Annotated in this window: 12 protein-coding genes and 1 pseudogene; 6 read left to right on the top strand and 7 right to left on the bottom strand. The window is 46.3% G+C overall.

Annotation, left to right across the window (positions count from 1 at the left end; genetic code table 11):
• A pseudogene (locus H6F66_RS28450) lies at positions 1-116 on the bottom strand (IS5/IS1182 family transposase); the annotation flags it as partial.
• Positions 117-163: 47 nt separating this feature from the next.
• On the opposite strand from H6F66_RS28450, the gene H6F66_RS16170 reads away from it, so the two are divergent.
• Positions 164-1,438: a hypothetical protein gene (locus H6F66_RS16170; RefSeq protein WP_190423124.1), complete on the top strand. Its 1,275-nt coding sequence runs from the start codon at positions 164-166 to the stop codon at positions 1,436-1,438.
• A gap of 46 nt (positions 1,439-1,484) precedes the next feature.
• On the top strand, positions 1,485-2,357 hold the full coding sequence (locus tag H6F66_RS16165; RefSeq protein WP_190423122.1) for a macro domain-containing protein: 873 nt from the start codon (positions 1,485-1,487) through the stop codon (positions 2,355-2,357).
• A 132-nt stretch (positions 2,358-2,489) separates the two neighbouring features.
• Here the strand turns inward: H6F66_RS16165 and H6F66_RS16160 are convergent, their stop codons facing one another.
• Both H6F66_RS16160 and hisC read right to left on the bottom strand, forming a co-directional pair.
• On the bottom strand, positions 2,490-3,149 hold the full coding sequence (locus H6F66_RS16160; protein WP_190423120.1) for a hypothetical protein: 660 nt from the start codon (positions 3,147-3,149) through the stop codon (positions 2,490-2,492).
• Between the two features lie 174 nt (positions 3,150-3,323).
• Positions 3,324-4,373, bottom strand: a complete 1,050-nt coding sequence (gene hisC, locus H6F66_RS16155; protein ID WP_190423118.1) for a histidinol-phosphate transaminase — start codon at positions 4,371-4,373, stop codon at positions 3,324-3,326.
• 431 nt (positions 4,374-4,804) lie between these two features.
• Here hisC and H6F66_RS16150 point away from each other — a divergent pair, with 431 nt between their 5' ends.
• Positions 4,805-6,193 (top strand): serine/threonine-protein kinase, encoded by a 1,389-nt coding sequence (locus tag H6F66_RS16150; RefSeq protein WP_190423116.1) that lies wholly within the window; start codon positions 4,805-4,807, stop codon positions 6,191-6,193.
• Between the two features lie 164 nt (positions 6,194-6,357).
• Here the strand turns inward: H6F66_RS16150 and H6F66_RS16145 are convergent, their stop codons facing one another.
• From H6F66_RS16145 to H6F66_RS16135, 3 genes are all read right to left on the bottom strand, one after another.
• The gene (locus H6F66_RS16145; RefSeq protein WP_190423114.1) at positions 6,358-7,269 is read right to left on the bottom strand and encodes a CoA-binding protein; all 912 of its coding nucleotides are present in this window, start codon (positions 7,267-7,269) and stop codon (positions 6,358-6,360) included.
• Entirely contained in the window at positions 7,266-8,513 is a 1,248-nt protein-coding gene (locus H6F66_RS16140; RefSeq protein WP_190423112.1) for an ATP-grasp domain-containing protein, read from the bottom strand. The genes H6F66_RS16145 and H6F66_RS16140 overlap by 4 nt, the downstream gene beginning before the upstream one ends.
• 161 nt (positions 8,514-8,674) lie before the next feature.
• The gene (locus H6F66_RS16135) at positions 8,675-9,580 is read right to left on the bottom strand and encodes an SDR family oxidoreductase (protein ID WP_190423110.1); all 906 of its coding nucleotides are present in this window, start codon (positions 9,578-9,580) and stop codon (positions 8,675-8,677) included.
• A gap of 228 nt (positions 9,581-9,808) precedes the next feature.
• On the opposite strand from H6F66_RS16135, the gene H6F66_RS16130 reads away from it, so the two are divergent.
• Together H6F66_RS16130 and H6F66_RS16125 are read left to right on the top strand one after the other, a co-directional pair.
• The gene (locus H6F66_RS16130) at positions 9,809-11,641 is read left to right on the top strand and encodes a hypothetical protein (RefSeq protein ID WP_190423108.1); all 1,833 of its coding nucleotides are present in this window, start codon (positions 9,809-9,811) and stop codon (positions 11,639-11,641) included.
• Positions 11,642-11,688: 47 nt separating this feature from the next.
• On the top strand, positions 11,689-12,531 hold the full coding sequence (locus H6F66_RS16125; protein WP_190423106.1) for a DUF4351 domain-containing protein: 843 nt from the start codon (positions 11,689-11,691) through the stop codon (positions 12,529-12,531).
• 3 nt (positions 12,532-12,534) lie between these two features.
• Here H6F66_RS16125 and fetB read toward each other — a convergent pair whose 3' ends face one another.
• Complete coding sequence (gene fetB, locus H6F66_RS16120; protein ID WP_190423104.1) at positions 12,535-13,308, bottom strand: iron export ABC transporter permease subunit FetB; 774 nt, start codon at positions 13,306-13,308, stop codon at positions 12,535-12,537.
• A gap of 356 nt (positions 13,309-13,664) precedes the next feature.
• Between fetB and H6F66_RS16115 the strand changes: the two genes are divergently transcribed.
• Entirely contained in the window at positions 13,665-14,801 is a 1,137-nt protein-coding gene (locus tag H6F66_RS16115) for an aminotransferase class I/II-fold pyridoxal phosphate-dependent enzyme (RefSeq protein ID WP_190423101.1), read from the top strand.
• Positions 14,802-14,930 lie beyond the last annotated feature (129 nt).

Here is a 14,930-nt window from a genome sequence, read left to right as displayed (position 1 = left end):
ACCACTGCTTGCATATCTACGGTGCGCGGACGACCTCCCGGTTTAGCTTTGGGAATCAAGCTGGATAACAGTTCCCATTGTTCTTGGGTCAAGTTACTCGGATACGATGATGTCATGGCTCTCAAAATGCTGTCTGATAATTTGCTATTGACAGGTTATCGTTTTGAGAGCTTTCCTGACTTCTCAGACATCCTCTAAGACCGACCAAAAACAATACAAACGCCTTCAGAAATACAAAGCAGCCTTGCAAGCTAAAGGACTCACTGACAACTACCGTCACCTCGAAGAATTCAAAGATAAAGTCTTTCGACACATCACATCTGCTGTCCTAGAAATTGCTAGAGAAGACAAAGAGCGCCGTGCAGCAGAACAGGAAGCAAAACTCACTGAGCAAGCGATTGGTTTACCAGTTCAGGCAATACCAAGCACTTCTGGTGCATATATCTCATTCGATACGCTCTCTGAGGCGCAAACTTCTGTCAAAACACTACTAGAGTCACGCTTCGGCGTTCAAGACATGGAGGATGTCAAAGAGCAAGAAATCACAAGAATTCAGTCCATACTGGCCTCACCTGATCTTGCTGAACTGCTTTCTCGACAGGCAAGTGCTGAAACTATTTCCGCCATCACACAAATTCTAGAAACAGCCACAACACCATCCATGTATGTACTGGCTGCGATTGGACGTTACGCAGATGACACCTCACTTGAATGGCTAGACATTACCGGAGACTGGATCGAGCGACTCAGCACTCGAAAGGTTGAAGGTGGATACAAATGGGCGAATTATATCAAGACTTACCCTGGACTCCTTCTACTATACACGCTGGGGCTTTCAGCTTTGCGTGCAAGCAAAATGAACTTTTTGCAGGAAGTTGCGTCTCGCCAAGTTTACTCAAGCGAATACAATTGGGAGCGCCCTCTGCTGGATACAATTGATCCAAGATATGTGTTCTATGACTCTGTTTCAGGCATGATAGAACCAGGATTTGAGCGTCGATTTGCCCCTGTTAGCGATCATCTGGCTCCACTACTGAAGAGCAAGCTTTACCCTAATGAAGAAGAAGCGAGATACCTAGATTGGTTTGACTTTTTTGAGTTTTTACTTTCCTTCAAGGCAGTGCAACAACTAGAGTCACATCCTTATTTCGGTTCATTTACCTGGCGTTGGGAAACTAAGAGATTCACGTTCAAAATGATTCAGGATGCGGCTGTACAACAAGGAAGGTATGGAGCTGCCATATCAGACTTCTTCGGAGGTAATGCTGGACTAGAAGAAACCGCCGTAAGCTATGACAGAATTGCCAGCCAATCTCAGAGGGATTTTGGGCGTGCAAACCCTCCAAATTACACGAGCCATCTCATTCAACTTGCCAAAGCAGGTAAAAGAGTATCAAGCTATCAAGAATTAGTAAATGTTCTTCAACCAAGCAAGTAGTACTTGCTTGGAATGACGGTATTAACTCCATCAAAGAACATACTCGATGAATAATAAATTCCCAGGAGCTAGCATTTATCTAACTCTGTTGAAAAAGATTGGATTAAGACGATTTGGAACTTCATTTTCCAGCAATTTTGGTTGGTTTTGGCTCTTCGTTGAGCCAGCCAGTTTTTTTATTCCAGAGAAAGTCAACTTCGGCTTATCTGGTTATTTAAGTTTAGTTTTTGTATCTCTTGGTCTGGCAATTCTCCAAAATTTCCCTCGAAGAGCTGTATCAAGTAATCTATCTTCACCCGATACAGAGATTGAGATTAAGGTTGGAGACCTCTTTCAGGAAAATGGACATTTAGTTATTGGTTCCAATGATGTCTTTGATACTGAGCTAGGGGAAATTATCAGGGACTCAAGTGTACAGGGACAATTTCTCAAACGAGTTTACAAAGGTAACTTAGGGCAACTTGATGCAGAGGTTGAAGCTGAACTTCATAATCACAGTAGAGATCGCCGTTTGGAGCCTGATAAAACTCGTGGCAAAGCTTGGCGATATCCGATTGGCACTGCAATCACACTCGGCTCTCATGAAAAACGGTACTTTCTTATCGCCTATGGACACATGAACAATGATTTAACAGTTGAATCCAATCCTGATTTCATATCAGTTTCATTGGATAATCTCTGGCAAGAAGTTCGCCGTAGATGCAACGGTACAGATGTAGCAATCCCAATAATCGGTTCCGATCTTGCCCGTAGTGGTCTTTCCCGAATGCAGCTAGCCAAGCTGATCATTACTTCTTTCATTTTGGAATCAAAAAGAAGATTTATTACACGCAAACTGACCGTAATGATTTATCCAGGGGACTTGGATTCTGTGGATTTCTACGCGCTTGAGGAGTTTTTGAAGTCTGTTTGCTTTTGAAAAGGCTCTGACACTTAAGTAGTAGTTGCAAAAAATAAGGAATCGCACCAACGAATGTGGAGGATGAACAGTGCGATCGCGCTCAATATTAAAACTAGGATAACAACCAGCACCAGAATTCTATTAGGGGTTTCAACGATGAGAGCGACTTTGTGTTCTTAAAGCTTGATAAATAGATAAAGCAGCAAGTCCTTCCAATGCTGCAATATGGCCAGTACGAGCGGTGCAAACCCACACGCAGCTAAACTCTAAAATAAGGTTTCCCACAATAATTATTAGAGCAGCAGTCAATACCAGCTTTGTGAAATGCTTAGGTACAACAAAAAGCCCCAGCAAAATTAAGCCAGTGATCATAGATCCGGTAAAGCCTTGCTGCCACTCTACAAGCTCCCGAAATTGCAACGTCTGCGGGAGCGCGATCGCTTTAACTGGCATAAATATCGCTAAAATCAACTTTGCCGACCCCACCCCAAAAATCCAGCCATTAGCGGTCGATAAACGTTGTTGGGGGTTAGGTATCAACCCCGGCAAATCCCGCCCATCCAAACTCAGGTGTAGGTATGGCTGAAACCCCATTCCCAATATTTTGAAACTTGGAATCTGCTTAATCTTTAACCGCGAACCGTCCTTTAGGACAAATTCATGTAGTTTGCTAAGTTTAGCTCTGGGAATGCTGCCAATTTCCTCACCATCTAAGCGAATTACAATCTCTCGACTAAAGAATCCCCAAGAAATTGCCAAGCGTGGGGGTTCGCCTTCTTCCAAAGCATAGAATTCTTGCTGATCGAACATAACAAGGCTAATAAATCTTGCTAGTTTTTGATTTTAACTGCGGGAAAGATAAATTGATGCGATCGCACTTGCAACGCAAACCAATTTTCCAGTTATTAGCAAAGCATAACTTACAGAAAGATTGAACAGCTAACGTTAAGATAACCGACTTCTTCGAGAAGTCGGTTATCTCAGTTACACCAGATGAATCAACGCCTCAACAAGTATCTGATTTTGCTCATCAGTACCGACAGTAATGCGAAGCTTATCCTCTAAACCAGGCTGCTTGAAGTAGCGCACCAAAATTCCCCGTTCCTTTAGCGCCAGATAAATTTGCTCTGCATTGCCTTTGGGGGGTTGTGTCAAAAAGAAATTAGCTTGAGAATCCCACAACTGGAAACCTAATTGCTTGAGTTCCACTGCCAACTTTGTCCGCGATCGCTTCACCTTTTCCGTACACTCGTTTTTATAAGCTTGATCGCGCATCGCCGCCGCACCCACCAAACAAGCGATCGCGTCAATGTTGTAGCTATCTTTAACCTTAAATAACCCGCTCAAAAGCTTTGGATTGGCAATTCCAAAACCCAGCCGCAACCCTGCCAGAGAATAACCTTTAGATAAGGTGCGAATTACAATAACATTCTCAAATTCCTTGACCAAAGGTAACGCCGTTTCGCAAGCAAAGTCAACGTAAGCCTCATCAACGACTAAAACGCCAGACAACCTCGCCGCCAACTGTCGAATCTCGTCAATGCGAACAATATGCCCTGATGGACTATTGGGCGTTGCAATAAACGTCACCGCACCGTTTACCGCCACCAATTCTTCAATTGGCAAACGATAATCCTCTCCATAGGGAATTTCGACACGCTCCGCAGGCTGGATATCCGTCAATGTACGATACAGTACATAAGTCGGCATCGGATAAACGACCTTGCGCCCCAACTCCGCACAGGCACGCACCACAACATTCAGCAATTCATCGCTGCCATTGCTAACAATAATCCACTCAAAGGGAACCTCCAACGCTTGTGCGATCGCAAGGCGAAACTCGTTGGCGTAAGGATCTGGGTACCGTCGCAGCCATTCGCTATCCAGGTTTCGCAGAACTGCGATCGCATCTGGTGAAGGCGGATAAGGATTCTCGTTAGTGTTCAGTTTGATGATATTTGTCCCCGGCTTGGGCTGTTCGCCGGGAACATAGCCAGTCATCGCCTCAACACTGGGGCGGAAGTAGGTAGTCATGGACTTTGCTGCGTGTCAAAAAAATAATTATTGGAAGCAGAAACCAGCTAATACAAGCGGTAAGACTATAAAGGCAAACACAATCAGAACAACGGTTCCCTCATCAATGTCGATAGTATTCTTCTGGCGATCGCGCATCTGACACCTTTTATAAAATCTGCATATTTATTCAGGCTAGGGGATCTTGGTTGGTTTCTCCAAGCCCCATCAGATTGATAATTACTGGCCGCATAACAAGACCTTTGGAAGCTTCATCAATCAACCTTTTGGGGAATCACCCAGAACAAGATAGCAATCTTTATAGATTGCTCTTTGCAAACTCCTCGCACCAGCAATACAATCGGCTGTAGGGTGAGATGTTGCTGAAAGACCCTGTAATTAAGCTCTCATTCCCAAGATTCTGATTTAGAGACGCTGGCGCGAACACCCTCATGCTTCAACCAGAACAAGTAATTCACAATCGTTACCAACTCAAGCAAAAACTAGGACAAACTGCTGGGCGACAAACCTGGCTGGCAGAGGATATATCTGTAGCAAATGCTGCTGTCATAGTGAAGTTACTCGCGTTTGGCGATGAGGTGCAATGGGACGACGTGAAATTATTTGAGCGGGAAGCGCAGGTACTCCGACAACTAGCTCATCCCCAGATTCCGAAATACCGAGATTCGTTCTCAATTGACGATCGCCTGCTCTGGTTTGGGCTAGTACAAGATTACATCCCTGGTTCCTCCCTCAAGCAATTGCTGGCTCAAGGCACACGCTATACGGAACAACAGGTACGCCAGATTGCGGCTGACATTCTCCATGTACTGACCTATCTACATGAACTCAGTCCGCCTGTCCTACACCGCGATATTAAGCCCAGTAACTTGATCTGCGGCGAGGGCGATCACATCTATCTTGTTGATTTTGGTGCCGTACAAGACCGAGCAGCAAGGGAAGGAGCCACTTTTACGGTTGTTGGTACTTACGGCTATGCGCCAATCGAACAGTTTAGTGGACGGGCGGTGGCGGCTTCTGACTTATATGCTTTGGGTGCGACGCTGATCCACCTGCTAACTGGGATTTCTCCATCTGAGTTGCCTCAGAAAGACCTCCGCATTCAGTTTGCCGATCGGGTGAGTCTCACTCCCCGCTTTGTCCAGTGGATTGACAAGCTTGCCGAACCTGATGTAGCAAAACGGTTTCAGACTGCGCGACAGGCGTTAGAGGCATTGCGTGCTGATAGCCGCATTTCCCCAGATGATAAGTCAGTGGCGCGATCGCCTTCTACTTCCCAATATAGCGAACTTGAACCATCTAAGGAGCGATCGCTAACACCTCCATACAATAGCCGAATTGAATTGAATCAAACTGCTGATGAACTGTTGATCACAATTCCTGGCGCAAGTCTCTGGAATCTTTTAATGTTAATTCCGATTGCGATCGCTCTGATTGTCTTTGTCCCAATAGTGACGCAGACTATTGCGCTAATGACTATTGAATTTACACATATTCTCTTTTTTCTCCTAATTGTTCTCGCCATTAGTGGAGGCGTTTATTGGGAATTATTGCCAACCTTTGTACAGTTTAATCGGTCACAGTTCTCCATCTACAAACGTCGTTTCGGCTTCACTATGACGACGATAAGCGGTTCAACGGCGGACATTGAAGATGTGTTCCACACAATGAAAACGTTTCGGAATGGAAAAAGCACCTGTGACAAAAGAGTAGTGACGATCCAGACCTATCGCGGAGAATATTTCTTCGCTAAAGGAATGAGTCGGGATGAATGTAGCTGGTTAGTTGATGCGATCCAATCCTGGCTGGATTTACGCTAATGCTGTTCAGTTAGCGCGATCGCATTCATAGAGGTGAAGGATGAACGGTAGGAGGGAGTGCGGTTGCAAGTTGGTTACATCTGTGCGCCAGGGAACTTCATTTTGATCATCCACAATTGGCACAACCCCCTACCTTTACGAGCAAAGATGCCGTTTTGACGACATTACTTTTTGAGTGCCTTTTTCACCAAGTCTGGAATTTGAGAAGGACTGTCTGCTATGGGGATTTTGGCTTGCTTAAAAGCGGCAATTTGGCGCTCTTCGGGTGTTAGTTCAGATGCTAGTCCATCTCGCTGAGAGGCGAACATCATTTCCCGATGCCGAAGACTAATAGCATTCGCGTGACCTATTAGTTTCTTTTGAGATTTACGACCTGCAAGGTAAGCAACTACTGGTTTGTCAAGTTCCTCAACTATGTATTTAGCAGCCGTTTCTTCACAGGGTACACCGATATGATTGACTAAAACAATTGCCTTAGTGTTTTTATCCGCAGCCAAAATTTGCAACCACTCGACAACCGAAGATCCGACAATCGGATCGCTGCCAATGCTAACAGCAACCGACTGACCAAGAGTTGCTTGTGTCAATTCCCAAGCAACTTCGTAGGTTAGAGTTCCGGTGCGCCCAATGATACCGATGTTACCGGGGGTATAAAATTTACTTTCGTGGGTGCCTAGTAAAATTTTCCCTGGAACAATGATGCCTGAAGAGCTGCTCCCCAGGACGAGGGTTTTGGTAGCTTCTGCCTTTCTCAGCACTTTTACCATGTCCAGGGGAGGGATACCACCGGTGATGAGAATAATTTGTCGGATACCAGAAGCGATCGCTTCTAGTGCTGCATCTAACACCTGATAAGCTGGTACAAAAATAATGCTAGTGTCAATCGCACCGACTTCCACGATTGCCTGTTCTACCAGGTCAAAAACTGGTATGCCGTGCAACAGCTGGCCACCATGTCCGGCGCTCGTTCCGGCGACTATATTTGTACCATAGGATTTCATCCGAGCGGCGTAGATTGAACCTTGTTCTTCCGAGATGCCCTGTACCAGGATTTTATTGTCTGGCGTTACATTCATGTTTTAGCAGTGGACTTTGCTAGAGAGACGGCTTGAGCGATCGCATCCTCCAGGTTATCGATCCAGTTTACAGGCATTGAGGCGAAATGCTCGCTTGAATAATCAATTTCTCCCCCAAGCAGGCGGACGATAAACTGGGGAAGAGCTTTTTGATCGTATCTGCGATCGCTTCCACGGGGGCGAAAGCGGCGAGTTGCCTGCGAGGGAACTTCTGGAATATCGTTAACTTTTCGTTGCAGGTAGTTGACAATTGATGAAGCTACTTCTTCATTAACTGCGGCACTACCGACAATATTAACCAGTAAAACTTTGATATTCTTATTTTGAACAAAGCGCTCCAACTCTTGTTCAAGCTTTTCGCCGCGAGATGCTGCACTTAAATCTCCACTTGCCTCCTCACTCACACTCAGGCATAAACGAGGCGAACCTCCAGCGCGAGTTACTAAATCGGCCATTGCGATCGCTAAATCGCTACCATTGCACAGAATCCCAATGTTGCCGTCTCGGTTTACCCAGTTGAGACTTGATTGAGAAGCATTATTGTAAGTTTCTAGTGGCGTTTCTTTAGTCATCTCTGACTCTGGCATTTCTGCTGCCAGCATTGCCAGATCCGGGTGACGGTTGAAAGCAGCATCATTAACAGTAATTTTCCCATCCAGCGCCATCACTTCACCTGTAGCGCTAACACCCAGAGGATTGATTTCCAATCCATCCAAGTCTTTTTGGACAAACAGCTGGTACATTTTTTCTAAAATGCAGCTGACCGATCCGATAAGATTACCCTGGAGTCCCATTTTCACCGCGAGACGGCGGGCATAGAAAGAGGAAAATTCTTCATCGACTATAACTTGCTGCATTTGCTCCATCACTGCTTCCACATTCATTCCTCCCTGAGAGGAACCCAGCAGCACTGGGCGACGAGCGTTATAGTCTAGTGTTACTGCCAGATAGAACTCGCGGGTGACATCATATTTTGCTTCTGCCAGCAACACTTGGGGATACTCACCCAGAATTGGCAGATTAAAAATTGCTTGAGCAGCTGCGATCGCATCTATGGTATTTTCTGCAAATCGCACACCTCCGACTCTACCCCGTCCACCAGCACGCACTTGAGATTTTAGGACAACCGGATAGGGAATCTGTAACCTCTTCAAATCTCTCGTATGGTCGATGCGTTGCGAGGGCAAAACTGGAATGCCCATTTCGCGAAATAATTCTTTAGCTTGGTATTCTAATAAATCCATAAGTTGGGGATTGACGATTGGGAATTGGGGATTAGGGATTAGGGATTGGGAATTGGGAAATTGGGAATTGGGAAATTGGGAATTGGAAGGACTCTTACCCAGTCCCTTGTCTCCAATACCTAGTCCCCAGTCCTCAATGCCCAGTCCCCAGTCCCCAGTCCCTAACCCCTGTTTTGCCAGTCTTTGGCGACTTCATTAATGCCGTAGAAACGCTTCCAGAAAGCATCAACAGCTCTGGTGGGTAAAACTTTGTTCATTAAAAACAGCAATATATCCCCACCTGTAGCGGCAATATAGCGCGGACGGGGGTTGCGGTCTGTGAGCGATCGCACAATTACCTGTGCCACCCGTTCGGAAGTCCAAGCACGAGAACTGGTTCGTTCCTCAAGTCCTTCTAATCGATTAAAGGCAGCACGATAAGGCGTATCTTGAGGATTTGTTACAGCTTGCTCCACCCTTTGGGCGGCGACGGCGAAAAAGTCTGTAGTAACTGGCCCTGGCTCAATAACGCTGACTTTGATATTAAATGGATCTAATTCCATCCTGAGAGCGTCGCTGAGTCCTTCCAAGGCAAATTTCGAGGAGCTATACAAACCCCCAAAAGGAAACGCCAGCCGTCCTCCCAGAGAACTAATATTAATAATTCTTCCTCCTCCTTGGTCACGCATCACTGGAACTAAAGCTTGAATCAAAGCCAAGGGGCCTAGTAAGTTTACTTGAAACTGCTGCTGTACCGCCTCAGTGGGGATTAACTCTACTGGCCCCATCTGTCCGTAACCAGCATTATTAACTAAAGCATCAACTCGCCCAAAATGCTCAACAGCTTTATTAGCTAAAGCTTTACCCTGCTCAAAGATAGCTATATCTGTTGGAACTACCAGGACATCTGCACCCGCTTTGCGGCAGTAGGTAGCAACAGTCTCCAGTTTCTCCTGATTTCGAGCTGCTAACACTAACCGTATTCCCAAAAACTGGGAGGCTAGATAGTTCGCTAGAGCAGCACCAATTCCCGTGGAGGCTCCCGTAATCAAGATAACTTGTTCAGATAGCGGTGTATAGGTTTTCATAGGTAGTTGATAGTCCGTTGGAAGGTTGGAAGGTGGGAAAGTTGTAGAACCTGACAACATTTCAACTTGACAACTCTTCTGTGACCAATTATTAATGACTTTTTGAGGAATTTTTTATTATTGCAGCTACAACTGATGCGATCGCTCTACTGAAAAGTAGAAAATTAAGTCCGATTTTCAGCTGCGGTGCTTCAAAATGGAATAAAGTTTAACGGAAGGGGTTGCCGTATGCCAACAATAGCCCGCGAAAGCGAATTACAGGTACTGGGGCGAATTTTGCAGAATCGTCTGCAATCGGCTAAACACGAGCATATTCCCTTTCAGGTTCGCTGTGCCACTCCACAGGAAGCGTTGATTATTCTGGCTCAACATCCACCCGATTTTGCCCCTGACGCGCAACAAACTTTTAGAGAAATAGAACAAACTCTCAAGACTCTGCGCCCGGAATTTGCCAACCAGGTACAGCTTTACCTGAGAATAGCCGGGCAAAAGCAGCCTTATGCGTTTCACTCGTTTACCGTAGAATCGCCTGTTTTGTCAACTGTAACTGCCGATTCCGTTGACGAGGGAGTGGTCTTTGATACAGCAGGGGTTCCCTCGGCGGTAAAAGTGAGTGCAACCCAAAGTAGTTTGGGTGATACTGATGCGACAGATGTCGAGGAACCACCAGCGATCGCTGAATCTTCATCAGGTTCTGAGGATGCACCTGTATCCCCTGCGGTGCCGCCAGAAGGCTCTAAGGGAAAGGCATTGCCGCTGGTAACTAAACTGCGGCAGTTGCCATTACCGCTATTGGTGGCGGGAGCTGGAGTGGGTTTGTTGGCTTTTATTCTCCCTTTTTATGCCCTTACCCGTCCCTGTGTAGTCGGCCCGTGTGTCGCACTCACGGACGCAAAGCAACTTTCCCAAGAGGCAGCTGTTTCCCTTCAGAAACCCAAATCCGGGCAAGAAATACTAGAGGCAAGAGAGAAACAGCAAGAAGCTATCCGCCTTTTGGAGACAATTCCATTTTGGTCGCTTTCTTACCAAGAAGCTCAAAATCAGTTGAAAGATGATTCTCAGCAAGCACAATTGTTGGAGCAGTTGGTAACAGGTTTGAGCAAGGGATCGACGGCGGCGCAAAGAAGCCAAAATCCTCCGCATTCAGTAGCAGAATGGGGAGAAATTCAGCAGATGTGGAGAGAAGCGATCGCGCTTTTAGAACCAGTTCCCAGAAATAGCACTGTCTACCAATTAGCGCAGCAGAAAATTAAGGAGTATCGAGCTAATTTAGCGGCGATTAATTGGCGGCTAAATGGCGAAAGAAAGGCTCTCCAAGACCTCGATGCTGCGAAAGAAGCCCTGAAGGTGGCAGAAGCCCGTCAAGGGGTGGCTCAGTCGCTACCAGATTGGCGGTTGGTGGAAACTAGCTGGGATATGGCAATGAATCGCCTCAAGGGGATTCCTGTGGGTACAACGGCGCGTGCAGAGGCGCAGCAGATGATAGCAGCTTATTTGCCCAAGTTGGCAAATGCACGCGATCGCAAAAACAGAGAACAAATGGCTATTAATAATTACAAAATGGCTCAGAACCTGGCACGCAATGCCAAAAATACTGAGCAGCTTAATCAATGGACATTGACGGTGCTAAACTGGCGCAATGCGATTGTCAATCTGCAAAAAATTCCCAGAGGAACTTTTGTATACAATCAAGCCGATTCTCTACTAAATTCGTATAAAGAGGCTCTCAGACAAGCCGAGATCAAACTAAGCTACGCCAACCTCCTGCAAAAAGCACGTAACGATCTGAATCGAACCTGCTCCGGAGCGCCTAAAGTCTGCGATTACACTGTAACCGATGGGGGCATTAGAGTTCAGTTGACACCTGCTTATATGCAGATGGTAGTTCAAACTACAAACACAGCCAAACAACGGGGTGACTTTAGTGCCCAACAAGGAATTGCGACTCACCTACGAACGCTGGGAGATGCCCTGGAAGCAATTAGCGATAATGCTAGGGTTCCACTACAACTTTATACCCCCGATGGAGCGTTGATTAATAGCTATCCTCGCTCTGGCTAGAAAAAGGCTAAGAGTGACAAGTTAACAGTAAGGAGTGAGTATTCCCATTGGCTTATGATAATATCTGTCGCTATCTGGCAGTTGAGTATCCAGTTGCGTTTGCAAGCTGGCTACTCGATACGGATGCGATCGCTATTCAACCCCTTCCGACTGAACTGAATCTTGAACCCATCCGTTCTGATGCCCTTTACTTTCTGCCAGAACGAAACCAGATTCTGCATCTAGAATTTCAGACTGTGCCTGCTTCCAAACCACCTCTGCCTTTGCGGATGCTAGACTATTGGGTTAGGCTGCATCGTCAGTACGAGTGTTCGATTGAGCAAGTGGTGATTTTCTTGAAAGAAACCTCCTCAGAAGCAGTCTTCGTTGAGCGGTTTGCTTTTGAGCGAACTTTCCACTCTTACCGAGTCTTGCGGATATGGGAGCAAGATCCAGCTCGTTTACTTAGTAGTCCCGGACTTCTTCCTCTAGCAGTTTTAGCTCGGACAGACTCACAGACAGCGTTACTAGAAGAAATTGCTGCCAGAGTCGATACGATCGAAGAACCAGACCGACAGCGAAACATTTCTGCTTGCGTCGAAGTTCTGGCAAGGCTGAAGTTTGAAGAAGATTTAATTCGGCAATTTCTCAGAGAGGATCTTATGCGGGAATCACCACTGTATCAAGAAATTTTGCAAGAAGGTGTGCAGCAAGGCATTCAGCAAGGAATTCAGCAAGGAGAGGTGTCTTTAGCTCTGCGTCTACTCACGCGGCGACTAGGGACGCTTCCACCCCAATTGCGATCGCAAATTCAGCAGCTTTCCACCGTCCAGGTAGAAGCACTCGGTGAAGCTTTGTTAGATTTCTCCACAACACAAGATTTAGTAGCTTGGTTGCAGGCTCATCAATAAACCCTACTTCAGTTGGGCGTTGTTATTGAAAAACTGGCTGCAAAGTCCCTGACTAACTAACAGGGTTGTCACCAGGTTGGTGAAAGCAAGCATAAACATAATCAATATCTGGTAAGATGCAGCATTCAAAGGGTCAACACCACTTAATAGCTGACCTGTGATAATTCCTGGTAGCGTCACCACACCTACAACCATCATTTGGTTCAGTGTGGGAATCAACCCGGCTTTGATGGCATCTCTGCGATATTGTGCTACAGCTTGTTGGGGTGTAGCACCTAAACTCAGGTGCGTTTCAATCTCAGCGCGACTAGCGTTGACGGTGCTAACAAGACGTTCGCCTGCGATCGCTGCTCCATTCATCGCATTTCCCAGTACAATTCCCGCTAGGGGAATTAGATACTGTGGTTCATACCAAATTGGCGGCTGAATTATCACCAGCGTGGTATAACCCAAAGTCAGGGCGCTACTAGCTAAAATTGACCCCCAAACTACGGGTAGAACTTGGGGAATTTTCTTGCCAATGCGATTACGGGCGACAATAGCGGCGATGCTTAGCATTACCATCAAGATTGCCAGAACTGCAATTGGATTTTTCCAGGCGAAAACGAAGGCAAGGACGTAGCCGACACCCAAAAGTTGGATAATTGTACGACCAGTTGCGATCGCAAGTTGCCCTTCTAATCCCAGTTTTTGCCAACTGGATAAACCGATGGCAATTGCCATCATGCCTAATGCCCAAGCAAGGTCGGTAATGTCAAGTGTAATTAAAGAATCCACAGGTCATAGGGATTGGGGATTGGGGATTGGGGATTGGGGATTGGGGATTGGGGATTGGGGATTGGGGATTGGGGTTGGAAAAAAGTCTTACCTAGTCCCCAGCTCCCAGTCCCTACTCTCCAACCCTCAACCCCTCTGCGAAACAATTTTACAGCTTCAGCATTCTGAAATCATGTAGATGGTAAGACCGTTCATTTTGCGCGTGTTGTGGCAACCCTGGAATTGTTGAAACAGTCTATAGCTAAAGGTTTCACAATCCAAAATCAAAAATCCCAAATTCAAAATGGGGTGAGGTGCGGATTCCCTTTCTGAACAAAATTTGGTTCTATGTATATAAAAATTTGTGGTGTAAACGAGTGAGTAACATTCCCCCCTTAGACTTGTCTCGGCAGTACAAAAACATCAGTGAAGAGGTGAATGCAGCTGTTCTTGATGTCTTGGCTTCTGGTCGTTACATTGGCGGTTCTCTGGTTCAAGGCTTTGAGCAACAGTTTGCAGCTTACGTGGGCGTTTCTGAGTGTGTGGCGTGTAATTCTGGCACAGATGCCCTCTACCTGGCTCTACGGGCTTTGCAGATTGGTTCTGGAGATGAGGTGATTACGACACCATTCACCTTTATTGCCACCGCTGAGGTAATTAGTGTGGTGGGAGCCAAGCCCGTTTTTGTTGATATTGATGCGGAGACGTTTAATTTTGATGTCTTGCAGCTAGAAAAGGCGATTACGGATAAAACGCGCGCTATTATTCCAGTTCACCTATTTGGGAAACCTGTGGATATGACCGCAGTTATGAGGATAGCTGAGTCTCACAATCTGGCTGTGATTGAAGACTGCGCCCAAGCCACAGGTGCCGAATGGGCAGACGCTAAAATCGGCAGCATCGGTCATATTGGTTGCTTTAGTTTCTTTCCCACAAAGAATTTGGGTGCTTTTGGTGATGGCGGTGCGGTCACGACTAACGATCCGGCGATCGCTTCTGCTATCCGAATGCTGCGAGAACACGGGATGCGCGATCGCTACTACCACGAAGAAACTGGCATTAATAGCCGCTTGGATACCATACAAGCGGCTATTTTGCAAATTAAGTTGCGTCATCTAGATACCTGGAATGACTTGCGCCGTTCGGTTGCTGAACGTTACCATCAATTGCTGGAGCCTGTGCCTGGGGTGGTGAAACCGCAAGAAATAGCAGGGGGGCGCAGTGTCTGGAATCAATACACAATTCGGCTTACCCAAGATAGCAACAGCGCTTTCCGGGATAATGTTCGCACTCAGCTAGCCGCTAGGGGCGTTAGTTCAATGGTTTACTACCCCTTGCCTTTGCACTTGCAACCTGTTTACAAGGATTTGGGCTACCAAGCTGGGGATTTTCCTGTTACTGAGAAAGTCTGCCACGAAGTTTTATCTTTGCCGATTTTCCCAGAACTGTCCCCAGAGGAGCAAGAGCAAGTGGTCTATGGTTTGAAGGACTGTTTGCTAATGGCTAATGGCTAATGGCTAATGGCTAATAAGTAGATGGATTTAATGATTTGTAAGATGGGTAGAGCGACGCAAGCGTTACCCATTTTACTCATTTCAATTTTGGGTGAGATTACTCGGCCCCAACCTACATCTAATTGCATT

Origin of the sequence: Trichocoleus sp. FACHB-6 (assembly GCF_014695815.1) — a bacterium.
In the GTDB taxonomy this organism is placed as follows: Bacteria; Cyanobacteriota; Cyanobacteriia; order Cyanobacteriales; family FACHB-T130; genus Funiculus; species Funiculus sociatus.
This window is presented reverse-complemented; position numbering and strand designations above follow the sequence as displayed.